The 16,813-nt window shown below is 70.3% G+C and carries 14 protein-coding genes and 1 tRNA gene; 12 read left to right on the top strand and 3 right to left on the bottom strand.

The window, feature by feature from the left end:
* The first annotated feature begins 39 nt into the window (after positions 1 to 39).
* From HRF36_RS01325 to HRF36_RS01340, 4 genes are all read left to right on the top strand, one after another.
* Positions 40 to 399, top strand: a complete 360-nt coding sequence (locus HRF36_RS01325; RefSeq protein WP_173205122.1) for a PLD nuclease N-terminal domain-containing protein — start codon at positions 40 to 42, stop codon at positions 397 to 399.
* Entirely contained in the window at positions 400 to 2,139 is a 1,740-nt protein-coding gene (gene menD / locus HRF36_RS01330) for a 2-succinyl-5-enolpyruvyl-6-hydroxy-3-cyclohexene-1-carboxylic-acid synthase (protein WP_173205125.1), read from the top strand. It abuts the gene before it with no gap.
* A 52-nt stretch (positions 2,140 to 2,191) separates the two neighbouring features.
* A complete protein-coding gene (locus HRF36_RS01335) occupies positions 2,192 to 3,043 on the top strand; it encodes a PPK2 family polyphosphate kinase (protein WP_173205128.1) in 852 nt (283 codons plus the stop codon).
* 125 nt (positions 3,044 to 3,168) lie between these two features.
* On the top strand, positions 3,169 to 4,866 hold the full coding sequence (locus HRF36_RS01340) for a cell wall-binding repeat-containing protein (RefSeq protein ID WP_173205131.1): 1,698 nt from the start codon (positions 3,169 to 3,171) through the stop codon (positions 4,864 to 4,866).
* 7 nt (positions 4,867 to 4,873) lie between these two features.
* Here the strand turns inward: HRF36_RS01340 and HRF36_RS01345 are convergent, their stop codons facing one another.
* Both HRF36_RS01345 and HRF36_RS01350 read right to left on the bottom strand, forming a co-directional pair.
* Entirely contained in the window at positions 4,874 to 6,277 is a 1,404-nt protein-coding gene (locus HRF36_RS01345) for an MFS transporter (protein WP_173205134.1), read from the bottom strand.
* Entirely contained in the window at positions 6,274 to 7,506 is a 1,233-nt protein-coding gene (locus HRF36_RS01350) for a chorismate-binding protein (RefSeq protein WP_173205137.1), read from the bottom strand. Before HRF36_RS01350 ends, HRF36_RS01345 begins: the two co-directional genes overlap by 4 nt.
* Before the next feature lie 52 nt (positions 7,507 to 7,558).
* Between HRF36_RS01350 and ubiE the strand changes: the two genes are divergently transcribed.
* From ubiE to cls, 5 genes are all read left to right on the top strand, one after another.
* A complete protein-coding gene (ubiE, locus tag HRF36_RS01355) occupies positions 7,559 to 8,299 on the top strand; it encodes a bifunctional demethylmenaquinone methyltransferase/2-methoxy-6-polyprenyl-1,4-benzoquinol methylase UbiE (protein WP_371739952.1) in 741 nt (246 codons plus the stop codon).
* Entirely contained in the window at positions 8,296 to 9,435 is a 1,140-nt protein-coding gene (locus tag HRF36_RS01360; protein ID WP_173205140.1) for a polyprenyl synthetase family protein, read from the top strand. Before ubiE ends, HRF36_RS01360 begins: the two co-directional genes overlap by 4 nt.
* Positions 9,436 to 9,526: 91 nt before the next feature.
* Positions 9,527 to 10,909: an FAD-dependent oxidoreductase gene (locus HRF36_RS01365; protein ID WP_173205143.1), complete on the top strand. Its 1,383-nt coding sequence runs from the start codon at positions 9,527 to 9,529 to the stop codon at positions 10,907 to 10,909.
* Between the two features lie 104 nt (positions 10,910 to 11,013).
* A complete protein-coding gene (locus tag HRF36_RS01370) occupies positions 11,014 to 11,502 on the top strand; it encodes a YajQ family cyclic di-GMP-binding protein (protein WP_055971279.1) in 489 nt (162 codons plus the stop codon).
* 26 nt (positions 11,503 to 11,528) lie between these two features.
* The gene (gene cls / locus HRF36_RS01375; RefSeq protein ID WP_173205146.1) at positions 11,529 to 12,995 is read left to right on the top strand and encodes a cardiolipin synthase; all 1,467 of its coding nucleotides are present in this window, start codon (positions 11,529 to 11,531) and stop codon (positions 12,993 to 12,995) included.
* A 234-nt stretch (positions 12,996 to 13,229) separates the two neighbouring features.
* On the opposite strand, the gene HRF36_RS01380 is transcribed toward cls, so the two are convergent.
* The gene (locus tag HRF36_RS01380; RefSeq protein WP_173205147.1) at positions 13,230 to 14,099 is read right to left on the bottom strand and encodes a hypothetical protein; all 870 of its coding nucleotides are present in this window, start codon (positions 14,097 to 14,099) and stop codon (positions 13,230 to 13,232) included.
* Positions 14,100 to 14,425: 326 nt separating this feature from the next.
* Between HRF36_RS01380 and HRF36_RS01385 the strand changes: the two genes are divergently transcribed.
* The 3 genes from HRF36_RS01385 (at position 14,426) to HRF36_RS16190 (ending at position 16,745) form a co-directional block, all read left to right on the top strand.
* Positions 14,426 to 14,507: transfer RNA gene (locus HRF36_RS01385), tRNA-Tyr, on the top strand.
* 75 nt (positions 14,508 to 14,582) lie between these two features.
* Positions 14,583 to 15,401: an inositol monophosphatase family protein gene (locus HRF36_RS01390; protein ID WP_371739953.1), complete on the top strand. Its 819-nt coding sequence runs from the start codon at positions 14,583 to 14,585 to the stop codon at positions 15,399 to 15,401.
* A gap of 219 nt (positions 15,402 to 15,620) precedes the next feature.
* Positions 15,621 to 16,745 carry a M23 family metallopeptidase gene (locus HRF36_RS16190; RefSeq protein WP_173205149.1) on the top strand — a complete coding sequence of 375 codons (1,125 nt, stop codon included), beginning with the start codon at positions 15,621 to 15,623 and terminating at the stop codon, positions 16,743 to 16,745.
* Positions 16,746 to 16,813 lie beyond the last annotated feature (68 nt).

Raw genomic sequence — 16,813 nt, forward strand, 5'->3', positions numbered from 1 at the left:
CATCAGGCGTTGCACCGGATCGAGAACTAGGCTCACCGCATGGTCAGGCTCTTCATCGTGGGCATCGTCGCCGCGGCGGCGTTCGTCATCTTCGCGCTCATCGACTGCCTGTTCGCCGACACCTCGCGGTTCCGCGCCTTGAACAAGCCGCTCTGGGCCGTCATCATCGTCCTGCTCCCCGTGATCGGGGCCGTGCTGTGGTTCATGCTCGGACGGGCCCGAAAGAACGGTCGTCCGGTGGCGACGCGCACCGTCGCACCCGACGACGACCCCGAGTTCTCGGGGTCGTCCTGGCGAACGACGAGTGACCTCGACCAAGAGACCACCGACGAGCGCATCCGACGACTCGAGCAAGAACTGCTCGACCTCGACAACGACGACAAGACCGGCAAGCAGTAAGTGACCAGTCCTGCGACCGAGTACGCGGTGTCGCTGCTCGCGTCCCTCGCCGACGCCGGTGTCCGTGACCTCGTCCTCAGCCCTGGCTCCCGCAGCCAGGCGCTGGCCCTCGCCGCCGCCGAGTTCGAGGCAGCCGGTCGTCTGTCGGTCCACGTCCGCATCGACGAGCGCTCGGGCGGCTTCCTCGCTCTGGGTCTGGCCGCCGAGTCCGGTGTCCCGAGCGTCGTCATCACCACGTCGGGCACCGCCGTCGCGAACCTCCACCCGGCCGTGCTCGAGGCGCACCACTCCGGGGTTCCGCTGATCGTGCTCAGTGCCGACCGTCCCCTCGAGATGCGCGGCATCGGGTCGAACCAGACCACCGTGCAACCCGGGATCTTCGCTCGTGCCGTCGGGTGGGTACGCGACGTCGAGGCTCCTCGTTCGGGCCCCGTCGACCACGAGGCCGTCCGCGCCCTCGCCCGTGACGCCGTCGGCGAGGCCCTCGGCGGAGACTCCCACGGCCCCCTCAGGCGCTCGCGAGGGCCCGTCCAGCTCAACGTCGCCTTCCGTGAGCCCCTGTCGTCCGGCGACCAGATACTGCCCGCCGCTCGTCCCGAGCCGGTCGAGATCCCCCTCGGCGGGGTGCCGACCATCCTCGAGGTCGACCTCGAACCCGCCACCCTGGTCGTCGCCGGACACGCGTCCGGTCCACACGCCGAGGCCGTGGCCCGTGCCCTCGGAGCCCCCCTCGTGGCCGAGGTGTCGAGTGGTGCCCGTTTCGGACCCCACCTCGTGTCCTCGTATCGTGCCCTGCTCGACGACGCCGACTTCGGTGGTCGAGTCCGTCGGGTGGTGGTCTTCGGCCACCCGACGCTCAGTCGTCAGATCCCGTCGCTGCTCACTCGCGAGGGAGTCGAGGTCGTCGTCGTCCGGGCCGCGGGGGCCGAGGCGTACGACCCGGGCCGCTCGGCCCGCGTGGTCGAGGCCGTCGAGGTGACCCGCGCCTCCACGGGGTCCGGTCCGTCCGAGGACGCCGCTCATCGTGCCTGGGTGGGGCGCTGGGTCCACACCAGCCGCCGATTGCTCGAGGCCGGAACGGACGCCGTGCAGCCGGGCCCCGAGGACGAGACGGACGCAGGTGCGACCGACCGTTCCGAGGTGGCCGCACAGGCCGAGTTCCTGCGCCGAGAGGTGCAGCTGTTGCGGCGGCCGGTCACGCGCCGGGCCCTCGCCGAAGCCCTCTGGCGCGTGAGCTGGCCGCACGACCGTCTCGTCCTCGGCGCGTCGAGACTCATCCGCGAAGTCGACGAGATCGTGCCGGGCAAGAAGATCCTCGTGCACGCCAACCGCGGGCTCGCCGGCATCGACGGAACGATCGCGACAGCCACCGGCATCGCGATCGCCAGCCAGCGTGACGATCCCGCTGCCGGCACCACCCGGGTGCTCGTCGGCGACCTGACGATGCTGCACGACGTCGGCTCGATGCTCCTGGGCCTCGGCGAGACGCGGCCGCGGCTGCAGCTGGTCGTCGGCAACGACGGCGGCGGGACCATCTTCGACGGACTCGAGGTCGCGGCCACGGCGTCCCCCGAGGCGATGACGCGCGTCCAGTTCACCCCGCACGAGGTCGACCTCTCGGCCCTCGCCCGGGCCTATGGCTGGCAGCACGTCGAGGCGGCCACGCGCTCGGAACTCGACCAGGCTCTCGTGGCCCGGTACGACGGCCCGGTGCTGATCGAGGTGCCTCTCACTCGCTGACCGTCCGCCCCACGGGGGTACGGACCACAGCGCTCGGCCGTAGGGTCGGGGCATGGCCAAGACGTGGACGACCCCGCCCTCCCAGACCCTCCGCGCCGGTGAGGGCTTCGTGCTCGCCGACGTCGACACCTCCTCCACCCCGGGGTTCCCGGGCGACAAGGCCTACGCGCAGCAGGCGCTCGAGTCGGGTCGCGAGACCTTGGGTGAACTGCAAGAGAAGCTGTTCGCGCAGAGTCGCAGCGGGGGCAGCACGGGCAACGTCCTGCTCGTCCTGCAAGCGATGGACACCGCCGGCAAGGGCGGCATCGTCCGGCACGTCGTGGGCGCCGTCGACCCTCAGGGCGTGGCACACCACGCGTTCAAGGCGCCGACCCCCGACGAGCTGGCGCACGACTTCCTCTGGCGGGTGCGGCGCGAGCTGCCCGGCCCCGGCATGATCGGGGTCTTCGACCGGTCGCACTACGAGGACGTGCTGATCGGCAAGGTGCGTCGCCTCGCGCCGCCCGAGGAGATCGAGCAGCGGTACGCCGACATCGTCACCTTCGAGGAGGAGCTCGTCGAGAACGGCACCACGGTGGTCAAGGTGATGCTGCACATCTCGTCCGACGAGCAGAAGGAGCGTCTCGCCGACCGACTCGACCGCCCCGACAAGCACTGGAAGTACAACCCCGGCGATCTCGAGGAACGCCTCGTCTGGAACGACTACCAGGACGCCTACCAGACCGCGATCCGCCGCACCTCGACCGAAGCCGCCCCGTGGTTCGTCGTCCCGGCCGACCGCAAGTGGTACGCCCGGGTGGCCGTCCAGAAGCTGCTGATCGACGCCCTCTCGTCGCGTGGGCTCGACTGGCCCGCCGCGCAGTACGACGTCGAGCTCGAGAAGACCAAGCTCGCCACCTCGTAGCCGGGGGACAGTTCGCTCGGGTCGTCGGCGTCGTCCTGGGTGCCTTCGGTGGACGCCGGCGATCGAACCGGATGGTCCGGGGTACGCGTGTCGCTCCCTCGGTCGCCCGACCCTGACAATGTCTCATGCCCGTCATCTCCCTTCGCCGCGGTCGTCCCACGGCGCTGGTCTTCTCCCTGGCCCTCGCCCTCGCCCTCGTCGCGTCGTGGCTCGTCGCCGCCCCGGCCGGCGCCGCGCCGCTCGACGCCGCGCCGACCGCGAGCATCACCGGCCGGGTCACGGCCCAGACGGCCGACGGTTCGATGGTGCCGTCCTCCGCCGGCCGCTTGACCGCGGTGTCGCCCCGGACCACCTCGGAAGCGGTCCCGGTCCCCTCGCTCGAGCGTCGTCCCGACGGGACCTTCAGCTTCACGGGAGTCACGCCGGGTCGCTGGCTCGTCACGCTCACACCGCCGTATCCCGGCCCGTACCGGTATTCGTCGGTCTTCTCCTGGGTGGACGTCCCGGCCGCCGGGTCGTCGATCGCGGTCGGTGATCTCGAGCTCGTCCTGTCCCAGCTCGTGGCGGGCCAGGTGTCGGCGGTCGTCGACGGCGAGACGGTGCCGCTGCCGTACGCCACCGTGACGGTCTGGTGGAAGAACCCGGCCACGGGTGCGTACGCGGGCAAGGGCAGCGCGTCCACGACGTCCGAAGACGGTCGCTTCGAGTTCACCCTCCTGCGCCCGGGCAGCTATCGGATGAGTTTCGGGGACAGCGCGTCGCAGTCACCGAGGGTCCACGACGACCTCTATTGGCCGGCGGGTCGGCGGCTCTCCGACGCCGCTGACATCGTCATCACTCCCGGACGTCAGATCACCGGTCTCGACGTCGTGCTCTCCGAACGGACCTTCACGACGACGCGGGTGGCCGGGGACGACCGGTTCGAGACCGGGGCAGCGGCCCTGTCGTCGGCCTGGGGATTTCCCGCGACGGACGGTTCCACGCCTCGGGTCCCGGTTCTCTACGTCGCCAACGGACGTGACTTCCCGGACGCGCTCAGCGCCGGTCCCGCGGCGGCCCATGAGGGCGGAGCCCTCGCGATGACCGACAGGGACGCCCTCCCGGCAGCCACCCTGGCGGTCGTCGAGCGCCTCGCCCCCGAGCGCATCGTGGTCGTGGGCGGGCCGGCCGCGGTCTCCGCCGAGGTCTACGACCAGCTGGCGTCCTTCCAACCGGCGATCACGAGGCTCGGGGGAGCGGACCGCTACGAGACCTCGCGCCTGGTGGCGCGTCATTCCTTCCTCGGCTCGTCGACCGGCGAGAGGATCTACCTGGCCACGGGTGAGGCGTTCCCGGACGCCCTCGCCGCGGGGCCGGCTGCTCACCGGGACGACGCCCCGGTCCTCCTCGTCCGAGGCGGCCAGGCGGCCGCCGACGCTCCGACGAGGGCCTTGATGGTCGAGCTGGGCAAGGCCCGGGCCATCATCGTCGGCGGGACGGCGAGCGTCACCCGGGCGTTCGAGGCCAGTCTCGCCGAGCAGGAGCCCTCTCTCGTCACGGAGCGTCGGGCCGGCGCCGATCGCTACGAGACCGCCGCGTCACTCGTCGGTGACGATTCCGAGACCGTCTTCGTCGCGAGCGGACGGGGATTCGCCGATGCGCTGGTCGCAGGTGCGGTCGCAGCCCACGCAGGTGCCTCGCTCCTCCTGAGCGAGCCAGGCTGCGTCCCGGCGGCGACGGAGCGAGCCGTCCTCGACGCCCACGTCTTCGAGGTCGTCCTCGTCGGCGGACCAGCGGTGCTGGGTGCCGGCAACGAGGTGCCGCTGGCCGTCTGCAGTCGCTGACCGGAGGTCAGGAGGCGCGGGCCCGCAACGCGTCTCCCGTCCCCTTGGGCAGCCGCAGCCCCTCGACCACGCTCAGCAGGGCCAGCACGGCCAGCACGATCAACGCGGCCTGGTACCCGAACGCCGCGGGTGCCGGGCCCTCGCTCGAGGCCACGAGGTCGGCCACACGGACGGCCAGCGCCGTCGCGGCGACGCCGAGACCGACGGCGAGCTGGCTCGTGATGGACGCGATGGCGTTGGCGGGGCCGATCATCTCGGCCGGCACGTCGGCGAACTGCAGCGTGTTGTAGGCCGTGAAGCCGACGGAACGGAAGACACCGCTGAGCAGCAGCACACCCGCCACGACGACCGGAGAAGTGTCGGGGCCGACCAGCGCGGCCGCGACGAAGGTCGCCGCGAGAGCCACCGTCGCGACGACGACGATCGGGACGACGCGGAAGCGTCTCAGCAGGGGGGTCGTGAACGGTTTGACGGCCAGGTTGCCGACGAACACCCACATGAGCATCAGACCCGCTTCGACCGGCGACCAGCCGAAGCCGTCCTGCAGCAGCAGCGGGACGACGAAGGGGATGCCGTTCACGACGGCGCGGTAGAGCGAGCCGCTGAGGTTCGTCACGCGGAACGACCCGATGCGGAACGCCGCCAGGTCGAGCAGGGGGTGCGCCGCCCGGCGGAACCACCGCACGGCGACGAGGCCGAGCACGATCGCGGCGACGACCAGCAGGACGCCGGCCACGAGCGTCGTGGGTTCACCGAGCAGCTCGAAGGCCAGGACCAGTGCCACGATCGAGCCGGCGACGAGCCCCAGGCCCACCAGATCGAGCGGGTGACGGTCTCCGACCTCGGGGGAGGGGACGACCCGCCAGGCGACGACGAGCAGCGCGAGGCCGACCGGGACGTTGACCAGGAACACCCACTGCCAGCCGAGGTGCTCGGTGAGCAGTCCGCCGAGCAACGGCGCGACGACGGGGGCCACGAGCGCGGGCCAGGTGAGGTAGGCGATGGCCCGGATCAGCTCGGACTTCTCGGTGCTGCGCAGGACGATCAGTCGGCCGATGGGCACCATCATGCTGCCCGCGAAGCCCTGCACGACCCGGGAGGTCGTCAGGGCGACCAGGTCGGTGCTCGCGGCACAGGCCACCGAGGCGAGCACGAACAGCACCACCGCCGCGAGGAACACCCGACGCGCCCCCCACCGTTCGGCGAGCCAGGCCCCCAACGGGATGAACGCCGCGACGGCCACCAGGTAGCCGGTCACGGCCAGCCCGAGCTGGGCGGGCTGGACCCCGAAGTCGCCGGCGATCGTGGCGGTGGCCGTCGACAGGATGGTCGCGTCGAGGTTCTCCATGAAGAACGCGGCCGCCACGACGAGGGCCACCGGACGCGACCACGTCGTCGCGGGGGCGGTCATCGGCTGAAGGCGTCGACCACGGGGCGGAACTTCATCGCCGTCTCGGCCACCTCACGCTCGGGCACGGACTCGGCGACGACGCCGGCCCCCGCGAACGCCCGCACCGAGCCGTCCCGATCGACCTGGGCGCAGCGCAGGGCGATCGCCCACTCGCCGTCGCCGTCGGCACCGACCCAGCCGACCGGGCCGGCGTAGCGACCACGGTCGAACGGTTCGAGTTCTCGGATCAGGGACAGCGCCTCCTGCGTCGGGGTCCCGGCCACGGCCGCGGTCGGGTGCAACGAGGCGATCAGGTCGAGCGAGCTCGAGCCGTCGGTGAGGCGACCTCGCACGTCGCTCGCCAGGTGCCAGAGGTTCGGGAGGCGCAGGGTGAACGGCTGCTCGCCGGTCACGACGTCGCGGGCATGCGGCCCGAGCGAGAGCAACAGGCTGCGGAGGGCGAAGGCGTGCTCATCGAGGTCCTTCGGAGAGGTCGCCAGGGCGAGCGCGGCCTGCTCGTCGGTCGTCGCGTCCACGCCACGGGCCGCGCTGCCGGCCAGCACCCGGGCCGACACCTCGCCCCGTTCGGACTTGACGAGCGTCTCGGGGCTGGCCCCGATCAGTCCATCGACGGCGAAGGCGTAGCAGTCGGGGTACGCGGTCAACAGGGTGGCGGCGACGAGCCGCAGGTCGGCCTCGGCCGGCAACCGGCCCACGAGGTCGCGCGCCAGGACGACCTTGCTCACGCGTCCGTCCTCGATGGCCTGCACGGCCCCGGCCACGGCCTGCGCGTAGCCGTCGGCGCCGAGGGCGCCGTCGACCAGCGAGAGGCGGACGGAGGCGCCGACGGGCTTCCCCGCGGGCAGTTCGGCCCCGTCGACCCGCGTGATCCAGGCCACACCGTCGCGCCGTCCGATGACGATGCTCGGGACGATCAGCACGCTCTTCTCGTCGGACTCGTCGTCGAACGCGAACGAGCCGAACGCGATCAGCCCGGTGCCGGGCACGCCGACCTCGTCGTGCACCGAGGCGGCTGCCGCGACGGCCCGCCAGACGTCGGCAGCCTCCGTCATGCGGTCGGGACCGGAGAACTCGAGACGGAGGGCCTCGCCGACACCCGCCATGCCCGCCCCGCCGCGGACGAAGACCAAGGGACGGGCCCGGTCGACGACGTCGAGCAGGGGGCTGACGTGGTCGATGCGAGTGGTGCGGACGGCGAGGGACGGAGCGCTGAACGCGGGGGAGTTCACCAGTCGACCCTACTCGGGACACCCCCAGTGCTTGACGGTAGGATCCACCATCGTGACCAAGGCCGACATGAACAAGCAACCCGACGAGGTCGCCTCGATGTTCGACGGCGTCGCGCGCCACTACGACCGCACGAACGACGTGCTCTCGGCGGGCAACGCCGTCCTGTGGCGCATCGCCACCGTCAAGGCGATCGGTGCCGGTCCGGCGGACAAGGTCCTCGACATCGCGGCCGGCACGGGCACGAGCTCGGCGGCCATCGCCCAGCGGGGTGCCGAGGTCGTGGCGCTCGACTTCTCGAAGGGCATGGTCGAGGTCGGGCGCGAACGTCACCCCGAGCTCGAGTTCGTCGAGGGCAACGCCGAGTCGCTGCCCTTCGCCGACGACACCTTCGACGCCGTCACCATCTCGTTCGGGCTGCGCAACGTCAACCGTCCGAAGGTCGCGCTCGCCGAGATGAACCGCGTGCTCAAGCCCGGCGGCCGGCTCGTCGTCTGCGAGTTCTCGACGCCGCCGTTCGGCCTGCTCCGGGCGGCCTACCGTGCTTACCTGAAGTACGGCATGCCCCTCATCGCCAAGCTCACCAGCAGCAACGGCCCGGCTTACTCCTACCTCGCCGAGTCGATCGAGCAGTGGCCAGAGCAGCAGGTCCTCAGCCAGTGGATTCGCGGTGCCGGGTTCACCCGCGTCGCCCACCGCAACCTCAGCCTGGGCATCGTCGCCCTGCACCGCGGTCGCAAGCCGGCCCAGGCAGCCGCGCGCGCCTCCTCGCGGTCGAAGCGGACGGCCTCGTGAACGCCGGGGCACCTCCCGCCCAGCGCAACTCGCTGGGCCGGTCCCTCGGTCTGGGCGAGAAGCTGTTCGCCACGCCGACCGAGCGCCGATTCGTCGCCGCCGTCGACGACGGGCTCGAGCTCGTCGAAGAAGGGCTGCTGCGTGAGATCGCCTTCGCCGACGACATCGCGGACGCCACGACGCGGTACCTGCTCGCGGCCGGTGGCAAGCGCGTCCGACCGACCTTGACGCTGCTCATCGCCCAGTTGGGCGAGGGGGCGACGCCCGGCATCGTGGCCTCGGCGCAGGCGACCGAGATCACGCACCTCGCGTCGCTCTACCACGACGACGTCATGGACGAGGCCCAGATGCGCCGCGGCGTCCCGAGCGCCCAGACCGTGTGGGGCAACAACGTCGCGATCCTCGCCGGCGACCTGCTGTTCGCCCGCGCCAGCACCATCGTCTCGGGGCTCGGCCAAGAGGCCATCCTGTTGCAGGCCGAGACCTTCGAACGCCTCTGCCTCGGGCAGCTGCACGAGACCGTGGGCCCGCGCGAGGGCGACGACCCGATAGCCCACTACCTCGACGTCCTCGCCGACAAGACGGGTTCGCTCATCTCGACGGCCGCCCGGGCCGGCGTCATGTTCAGTGGTGCCCCGCGCGAGTACCTCGCGCCCGTCGCCGAGTTCGGCGAGAAGATCGGCATCGCCTTCCAGCTGATCGACGACGTCATCGACCTCTCCGACCAGCCCGCCGAGACCGGCAAGAAGGCCGGCACCGACCTGCGGGCAGGCGTCGTCACCCTGCCGGTCCTGTACCTGCGCCAGCTGGCGCAGACCGACCTCGAGGCCTCGTCCCTCTTGTCCGAGATCGACCGCCTCGTGGACGCCACGCGTGCCGCTGCGCAGCGGCACCACGACGCGCCGACCGCCGAGGGCTCCTCGCCGGCACCGCTCGCCGACGCGACGGCCCACCTCGACGACGAGTTCACCGACCTGGTCCGGCGGGTCCGTGAGCACGAGGTCACCGAACGCACCCGGGTCGAGGCCCATCGTTGGGCTCGAGAGGCCCTCGACGCCCTGTCGCCGCTACCCGACGGGCCGGTCAAGAAAGCGCTCACGCGCTTCGCCGACCGTGTGGTCGAGCGGTCCGCCTGACCGGCGCCGCACCTCCTCGTCCCTCTCGACCTCGAGCACCAACGTCCAACCGGCCGGCCCCGCCGAGCCACCCCAGATCTAGGGAGAACCCGTGACCACCTTGCGACTGGCCATCGTCGGCGCCGGACCGGCCGGCATCTACGCCGCCGACATCCTCGCGAAGGCCGAGAAGGCCTTCGACGTCTCGATCGACCTCTTCGAGCAGCTGCCGGCACCCTACGGTCTCGTGCGATACGGCGTGGCCCCCGACCACCCCCGCATCAAGGGCATCGTCAACGCCCTGCGCGACGTGCTCGACAGCGGCGACATCCGGGTCTTCGGCAACGTCCGCTACGGCGTCGACATCGGCCTCGACGACCTGCGCAAGCACTACAACGCGGTGATCTTCTCGACCGGCGCCATCAAGGACGCCGACCTCGACATCCCCGGCATCGATCTCGAGGGCAGCTACGGTGCCGCCGACTTCGTCAGCTGGTTCGACGGCCACCCCGACTTCCCGCGCACCTGGCCGCTCGACGCGTCCTCGGTCGCCGTGGTCGGTGTCGGCAACGTCGCTCTCGACGTCTCGCGCATCCTCGCGAAGCACGCCGACGATCTGTTGCCCACCGAGATCCCCGACAACGTCTACGAGGGGCTCAAGCAGTCCTCGATCACCGACGTGCACGTCTTCGGGCGCCGCGGTCCGGCACAGGTCAAGTTCACGCCGCTCGAACTGCGAGAACTCGGCGAGGTACGCGACGTCGACATGATCGTCTACGACGAGGACTTCGACCACGACGAGGCCTCCAAGACGGCCATCGCGACCAACAAACAGGTCTTCGTCATCGACAAGGTGCTGAACCAGTGGCGTCAGCGCGAGGTCGGCACGGCCTCACGCCGTCTCCACCTCCACTTCTACGCCAAGCCCGTCGAGGTCGTCGGGGACGCCGAGGGTCGGGTCGCAGCCTTCCGGTACGAGCGGACCCGGCCTGACGGGCTCGGTGGCGTCGAGGGGACGGGCGAACTGCGTGACGTCCCGATCCAGGCGATCTACCGGGCGGTCGGCTACTTCGGCTCGCCGCTGGACGGCATCCCCTTCGACGAGCGTCGCGGCGTCATCCCGAACCACGAGGGCCAGGTGATGGACGACGACAACCAGATCGTCCCCGGCGTCTACGCCACCGGATGGATCAAGCGCGGACCGGTCGGCCTCATCGGGCACACCAAGAGCGACGCGATGGAGACCGTCAAGCACCTCATCAACGACCAGGCCAGCTGGTGGCAGCCCGAGGACCCCTCCGACGAGGCCGTCCCCGCCCTGCTCGAACAGCGCGGCGTCGAATACACCGACCTCGAGGGGTGGCACCGGCTCGACGAGCACGAGATCGCCCTCGGTGGCTCGCACGTGCACGAGCGGACGCGGGTCAAGGTCGTCGAGCGCGACGAGATGGTCCGCGTCTCGCGCGCAGTCGAAGCCGAGTCGACGCCGGCCTGACCTCCCCGGTCACCGGCTGCGCGCCTCCTCGGTCGCTCCCACGGCGGAGCCGAGGAGGCGCGCGACCGTCACCGACCTCGGTGGTCGTCGCTAAGGTGGTCGTCATGGCAGACAGTTCCTTCGACGTGGTCAGCAAGGTCGACAAGATGGAGGCGGACAACGCCCTCCACCAGGCGCAGAAAGAGATCGAGCAGCGCTACGACTTCAAGGGCGTCGGCGCCTCGGTGGACTGGAGCGGCGAGAAGCTCCTGCTGAAGGCCGGCACCGAAGAACGCGTCAAGGCCGTGCTCGATGTGCTCGAGTCGAAGTTCATCAAGCGCAGCATCAGCCTCAAGCACCTCGACGTGGGCGAGCCCTTCGCGAGCGGCAAGGAGTACCGCATCGAGGCGTCCCTCAAGCAGGGCATCGAGCAGGACGCAGCGAAGAAGATCGGCAAGATCATCCGCGACGAGGCTCCCAAGAGCGTGAAGAGCCAGATCCAGGGCGACGAGTTGCGCGTGCAGTCCAAGAGCCGCGACGACCTCCAGGCGACCATGGCCTTGTTGAAGAAGGCCGACCTCGACGTCGACCTGCAGTTCGTCAACTTCCGCTAGCCGGCCGCGGCACCGAGATCACCTCCATGGTCGAACCCACCTGGGTGGCGGCGACGATCGCCGTGCTCGGCATCGTGCTCGACATCGCGATCCGGGTGTTCGCGATCGTGTACGTCCCGATCAATCGACGCCCGCAGACGGCCACCGCTTGGCTCCTGGCGATCTTCTTGATCCCTTACGTCGGTTTCGTGCTCTTCCTGTTGATCGGCAGCTCGAAGCTGCCCGCCCGGCGTCGCGAGAAGCAGAGCGAGATCAACAAGTACATCATCGAGACGACCGAGGGCATCGAGCGGGTCAAGCGCGAGCACCCGTGGCCGGCCTGGCTCGAATCGGTCGTCGAACTCAACCGCACTCTCGGCGCCATGCCCCTCGTCGGCGGCAACACCGGCGAGATGCACACCGACTACGACGAGTCCATGGCGGCCATGGTCGAGGCCGTCGACGGGGCCCACCGCTACGTCCACGCCGAGTTCTACATCACGAGCCTCGACCGCACGACCGAGCCGTTCTTCCTGGCGCTCGAGAACGCCCGTCGCCGGGGTGTCACGGTCCGTGTGTTGATGGACCACATCGCCAGTCGGGGGTACCCGGGCTACCGCAAGGCGCGACGTCGCCTGGACGCGATGGGTGTGCAGTGGCAGCTGATGCTGCCCGTGTTGCCGTTGCGGGGCAAATACCAGCGGCCCGACCTGCGCAACCACCGCAAACTGCTCGTGGTCGACGGCCGTGTGGCCTTCACGGGCTCGCAGAACATGGTCGACAAGAGCTACCAGAAGCGCAAGAACCGGCGACGCGGGCTCGAGTGGAAGGACTTCATGGTCCGCTTCGAGGGGCCCATCGTCGCCGGCATCAACGCCTTGTTCGTCACCGACTGGTACAGCGAGACCGACGAGTTGCTGCTGCGTGAGGCCGACCCGGTGCAGACCGCCGATCGACTCGAGACGATCGACTGCCAGGTGGTGCCGAGCGGGCCCGGGTTCGACGGCGAGAACAACCTGCGCTTGTTCAACTCGCTCCTCTACAGCGCGCAGAAGCGCATCATCATCACGAGCCCCTACTTCGTGCCTGACGAGTCGATGCTCTATGCCGTCACGACCGCGGCGCAGCGGGGCCTCGAGGTGCAGCTCTTCGTCAGCGAGATCGGCGATCAGCCGGTGGTCTACCACGCGCAGCGCTCCTACTACGAAGCCCTGTTGCGATCGGGGGTCCGTATCTTCCTCTATCGCTCGCCGACCGTCCTCCATGCCAAGCACTTCTCGATCGACGACGAGGTCGCCGTCATCGGCTCGAGCAACATGGACATGCGGTCCTTCAGCCTGAATCTCGAGATCTCGATCATGGTGCGCGGTCGTGAGTTCGTCGACCGGCTCCGCGAGGTCGAGCAGACCTACCGCGAGTCGAGCCGCGAGCTGTTCCTGGACGACTGGCTCGCCCGCCCCTTCCGGTCGAAGGTGCTCGACAACGTCGCCCGCCTCACCTCCGCCGTCCAGTAGCCCCCGCCCCGGCCGCCTCCCTCTCTCTCGCCCCCGCCCGGGTGGGTAAATCGCGACAGCCGCGCCGCGACGCGCCGACAGATGGTGGTTCGACCTGGCACGAAAGTCGGTTTTGTCGGGTTCGGCCCGCCTCTCGTGGTGACAGTTGTCGGGTTTGGCCCTGCCTGGCCGAGCGACAGACTGGTGCCAGGCGACCGCGGGCCGACCGCCTAGGCGGAAGGGGAAGAGGCCCGCCTACCGACCCAGGGTCGTTCGGACGGCCGTGAGTACCGAGGGCCAGTCGAAGAGGACCTGCGCGTACGTCACCTCGAGCACCACGAAGCCGAGACCCGTGATGTGGGTAATCCGTTCGCGGTCCCGGGCGTAGGCGGCGGTCGAGGAGTGGTGCTCCTTGCTCACGCATTCGAGCACGAACCAGCCATCGACGAGCAGGTCGACTCGTGTGTGATCGTCGACCCACACCTGGGGTTCGGCTCTGATGCCGTCGCGAGCGAGAAGGAGGCGCGCGATCGACTCGGTCCCGGATTCCGCTCTCGCGTCGATCGAGGTCACGAGCTCACGGGCCGTGCTCCGGGTCGCCAGCAGGTCGGAGACCCGCTCGAGATCGGGTCGCTGCATCGGCGACAGCCGGAGGGCCGAGTCGACGATGGCCGCCGCATGCTCGGGCGTTTCGTGGAGCAAGACCTGGGCCGCTGCTCTGCTGGGGGACGCCATCAAGCGTTCGGTCCGCCGGTCGAACCGTGACAGGTCCCGGAGGACGAGCACGTCGTCCCGGGCACGATCGAGTCGGGTGCCGGCATCGTCCGGGTCCCGGAGGTCGCGAGCGTTGTGGCCGACGGAGACGACCAATCGCGGTCTCGGAGGGACCCACGCGCCTCGATGCGCGAGCGACGAGGCTCCCGCCAACGCGCCTCCTACCCGCGCCGCCCGGACGACGTCGACCGGCAGGTCGACGAGGCCGTACAGCCCGTGCCGGATGCGGACGATCTCGCCTGCGCGCCACGAGGACTCGACCTGGCGTCGTGTCAGGCCGGTCGCGAGCAACTCACGCCGATGGGCGACGGAGCCGAGGCGCCGGACGGTGGCCGGGACGAGGAGACTCATCTGCGTAGCGTGGTCGCGACCGTGCCGCCGGGGTGCCGACCGGCGACTGGGTGTGGAAGCCATCGACGTCGGGCTCGCTGTGGAGGAGGCTACCGGCGGCGTCGGCCGGATCGTTCTGGGCCGAATCCGACCTCGCGAGCCGCTCACAGGGTGCCGAACCCGACCATCCGGTCGGGCGACCGCTCGTCGAACCACCGAACGTCGGCGTGTCGGGCGTTGGCTGTCGCGATTTGCACGGCGGGGCGGGGTGTGGTCGTGAGGGGGCTCGTGAGGCTGTATATTTGTCTGGCGCCTCCGGTCGGTGATCACACGGGCTGGGCGTGCATGGCAAGTTACCCAAGCGGCCAAAGGGATCTGACTGTAAATCAGCCGGCGTAGCCTTCGGGGGTTCGAATCCCTCACTTGCCACGGTTGCCCCTCAAGAACGGACTCGCTCGTCGAGTCCGTTCTTGCGTTACCGGGCACCTCACCCCAGGAGGACCCGTGCCCGCCACTGCCATCCCCACCTCTACCGAGCTGCTCGAGATCGCCGTCGTCGTCGCGCGTGAGGCCGCCGAGCTGGCGGCTCGCCGCCGGTCCGAGGGGGTCGAGGTCGCCGACACCAAGAGCAGCGCCGTGGACGTCGTGACGCACACCGACCGAGAGGTCGAGACGTTCGTGCGTGGACGTCTGGCCGAGTTGCACCCTGGTGACGGCTTCTTCGGTGAAGAGGGTGACCCCGACGACTCGACGACGGGTCTCACCTGGGTCGTCGACCCCATCGACGGCACCGTCAACTTCGTCTACGGCATCCCGCAGTGGGCCGTCAGCATCGCCGTCGTCGACGGTGGCCCCGACCCCCTCACGTGGCGAACCCTCGCCGCGGTCGTCGTGAACCCGACCTCGGGCGAGACGTTCACGGCCTCCACGGGCGGCGGCGCGTGGCTGAACGGGCGCCGCCTCGCGGTCAACGCCCCGGCCTCGCTCGAGTTGTCCCTCCTCGCGACGGGTTTCTCGTACGGTGCGGCCCGCCGTGTCGAGCACGCGGAGGCGCTGGTCCGGGTGGTCGGACGCGTCCGTGACCTGCGGCGCATGGGGGCCGCCTCGCTCGACCTCTGCGCCGTCGCCGCCGGGCGCGTCGACGCGTACGTCGAGCGTGGGCTCAAGCCGTGGGACCACGCGGCCGGTGCCCTCGTGGCCGCCGAAGCCGGTGCCGTCGTCCGAGGTGAGATCGGCGAGGCTCCGAGCGAATCGCTGACCTTCGTCGCGGCTCCGACCATCGCCGACGACCTCGCCGCCCTGGTCGTCGAGGCCAGGATCTGACGGGTGTGTCCGGTGTGACACCCGAACGCGGGTAGCCATTCGTTCATCGACCGGCTACCCTTGTGAGGTCGTTACTGATCCGTGATCACCGAGCGATGCGCTCTCCGCCGGCTCCTCCCGAAGGCCCGTGCCGAGACTGCGTCACGATCACCAGTGACGGCCGTGAAGACGACGGTGCACCCACCGTCCGATCCCGATCACCCCGAGGACCCATCACACGTGACGAAGTACCAGCAGATCGCCGAGCCTGACGGCGACGGAACCCCGTCGCGTCGCGCCACCGACGAACTCACGGGCACCGGATCGCCGAGCGTCGCTCCGATCGCCTCTGCCGTGGCCGACGTTCCCGTCTACCTCACCCGCCGTGAAGCCCGCGAGGCCGAGCGTCGCGCGGCCGCCGAATCCGCCGTTTCGACGGCTCCCGCCGCGTCGGCTGCCCGGGCTTCGACGGTCGCCGATCCCCTGACCGAGGCTCCGTCGTCCGCGTCCGCGTCCGAGCCCGCCTCGCCGAGGCGCGCCGCACGGCTCACGACGGAGTCCGCCGCTCGTCCGTCTGCGGCGCGCCGCCCCAAGACGGTCCGGGCGCAGCGTTCCGTGCCTCGCCGCGAGGCTCCGGTCCGTACCCCCCGCACCGCCGGCGCGACGTTCCGTCGAGCCACCAAGCGCGTCACGGTCGTCGGAGCCATGCTCTTCGCCGCCTCGATGCTGGTGGCCACCTCGGTCCCCGCCAACGCCTTCTTCGTCGACACCCCGACGCAGACGGCCGCGAAGAAGGCCGCCGATTCCCAGAGCTACACCGCTGCCGCGCCCTCGGCCGACGGCGCGGCCGGCATCTCACGCGACGGCTACTCGGTCACCGAGATGAAGGCCGTGTCCGAATACGCGTCGATGAGTGCGAGCACGTTCTCGAACGACGTCGACGGCACCGTCCAGTGGCCGTTCCAGACCGGCGTGCCGATCAGCAGCGGCTTCGGTGCTCGCCAGGTCGCGAACTGCGGCTTCTGCTCGACGTTCCACCAAGGGCTCGACTTCGTCCCCGGCGCCGGCTCACCGATCCAGTCGATCGCCGACGGCGTCGTCAGCAAGGTCGACGGTCCGTCCGGTGCGTTGGGCAACAACGTGTGGATCGACCACGTCGTCAACGGCCAGAAGGTCACCAGCGTCTACGCGCACATGCAGACCGGCTCGGTCGAGGTCCGCGAGGGCGAGACCGTCACGGTCGGCACGATCATCGGCAAGGTCGGCAGCACGGGCAACAGCACCGGCGCTCACCTGCACTTCGAGATCGTCATCGGCGGCGTGCCCGTCGACCCCTACCCCTGGCTCCAGGCGAACACGAACTGAGCCGTCGAGCCGCGTGTGCGGTCGGCATGAGAAGAGCCCCACCTGATGACAGGTGGGGCTCTTCCGCT

This window comes from Frigoribacterium sp. VKM Ac-2836 (assembly GCF_013248995.1).
Lineage (GTDB): Bacteria > Actinomycetota > Actinomycetes > Actinomycetales > Microbacteriaceae > Frigoribacterium.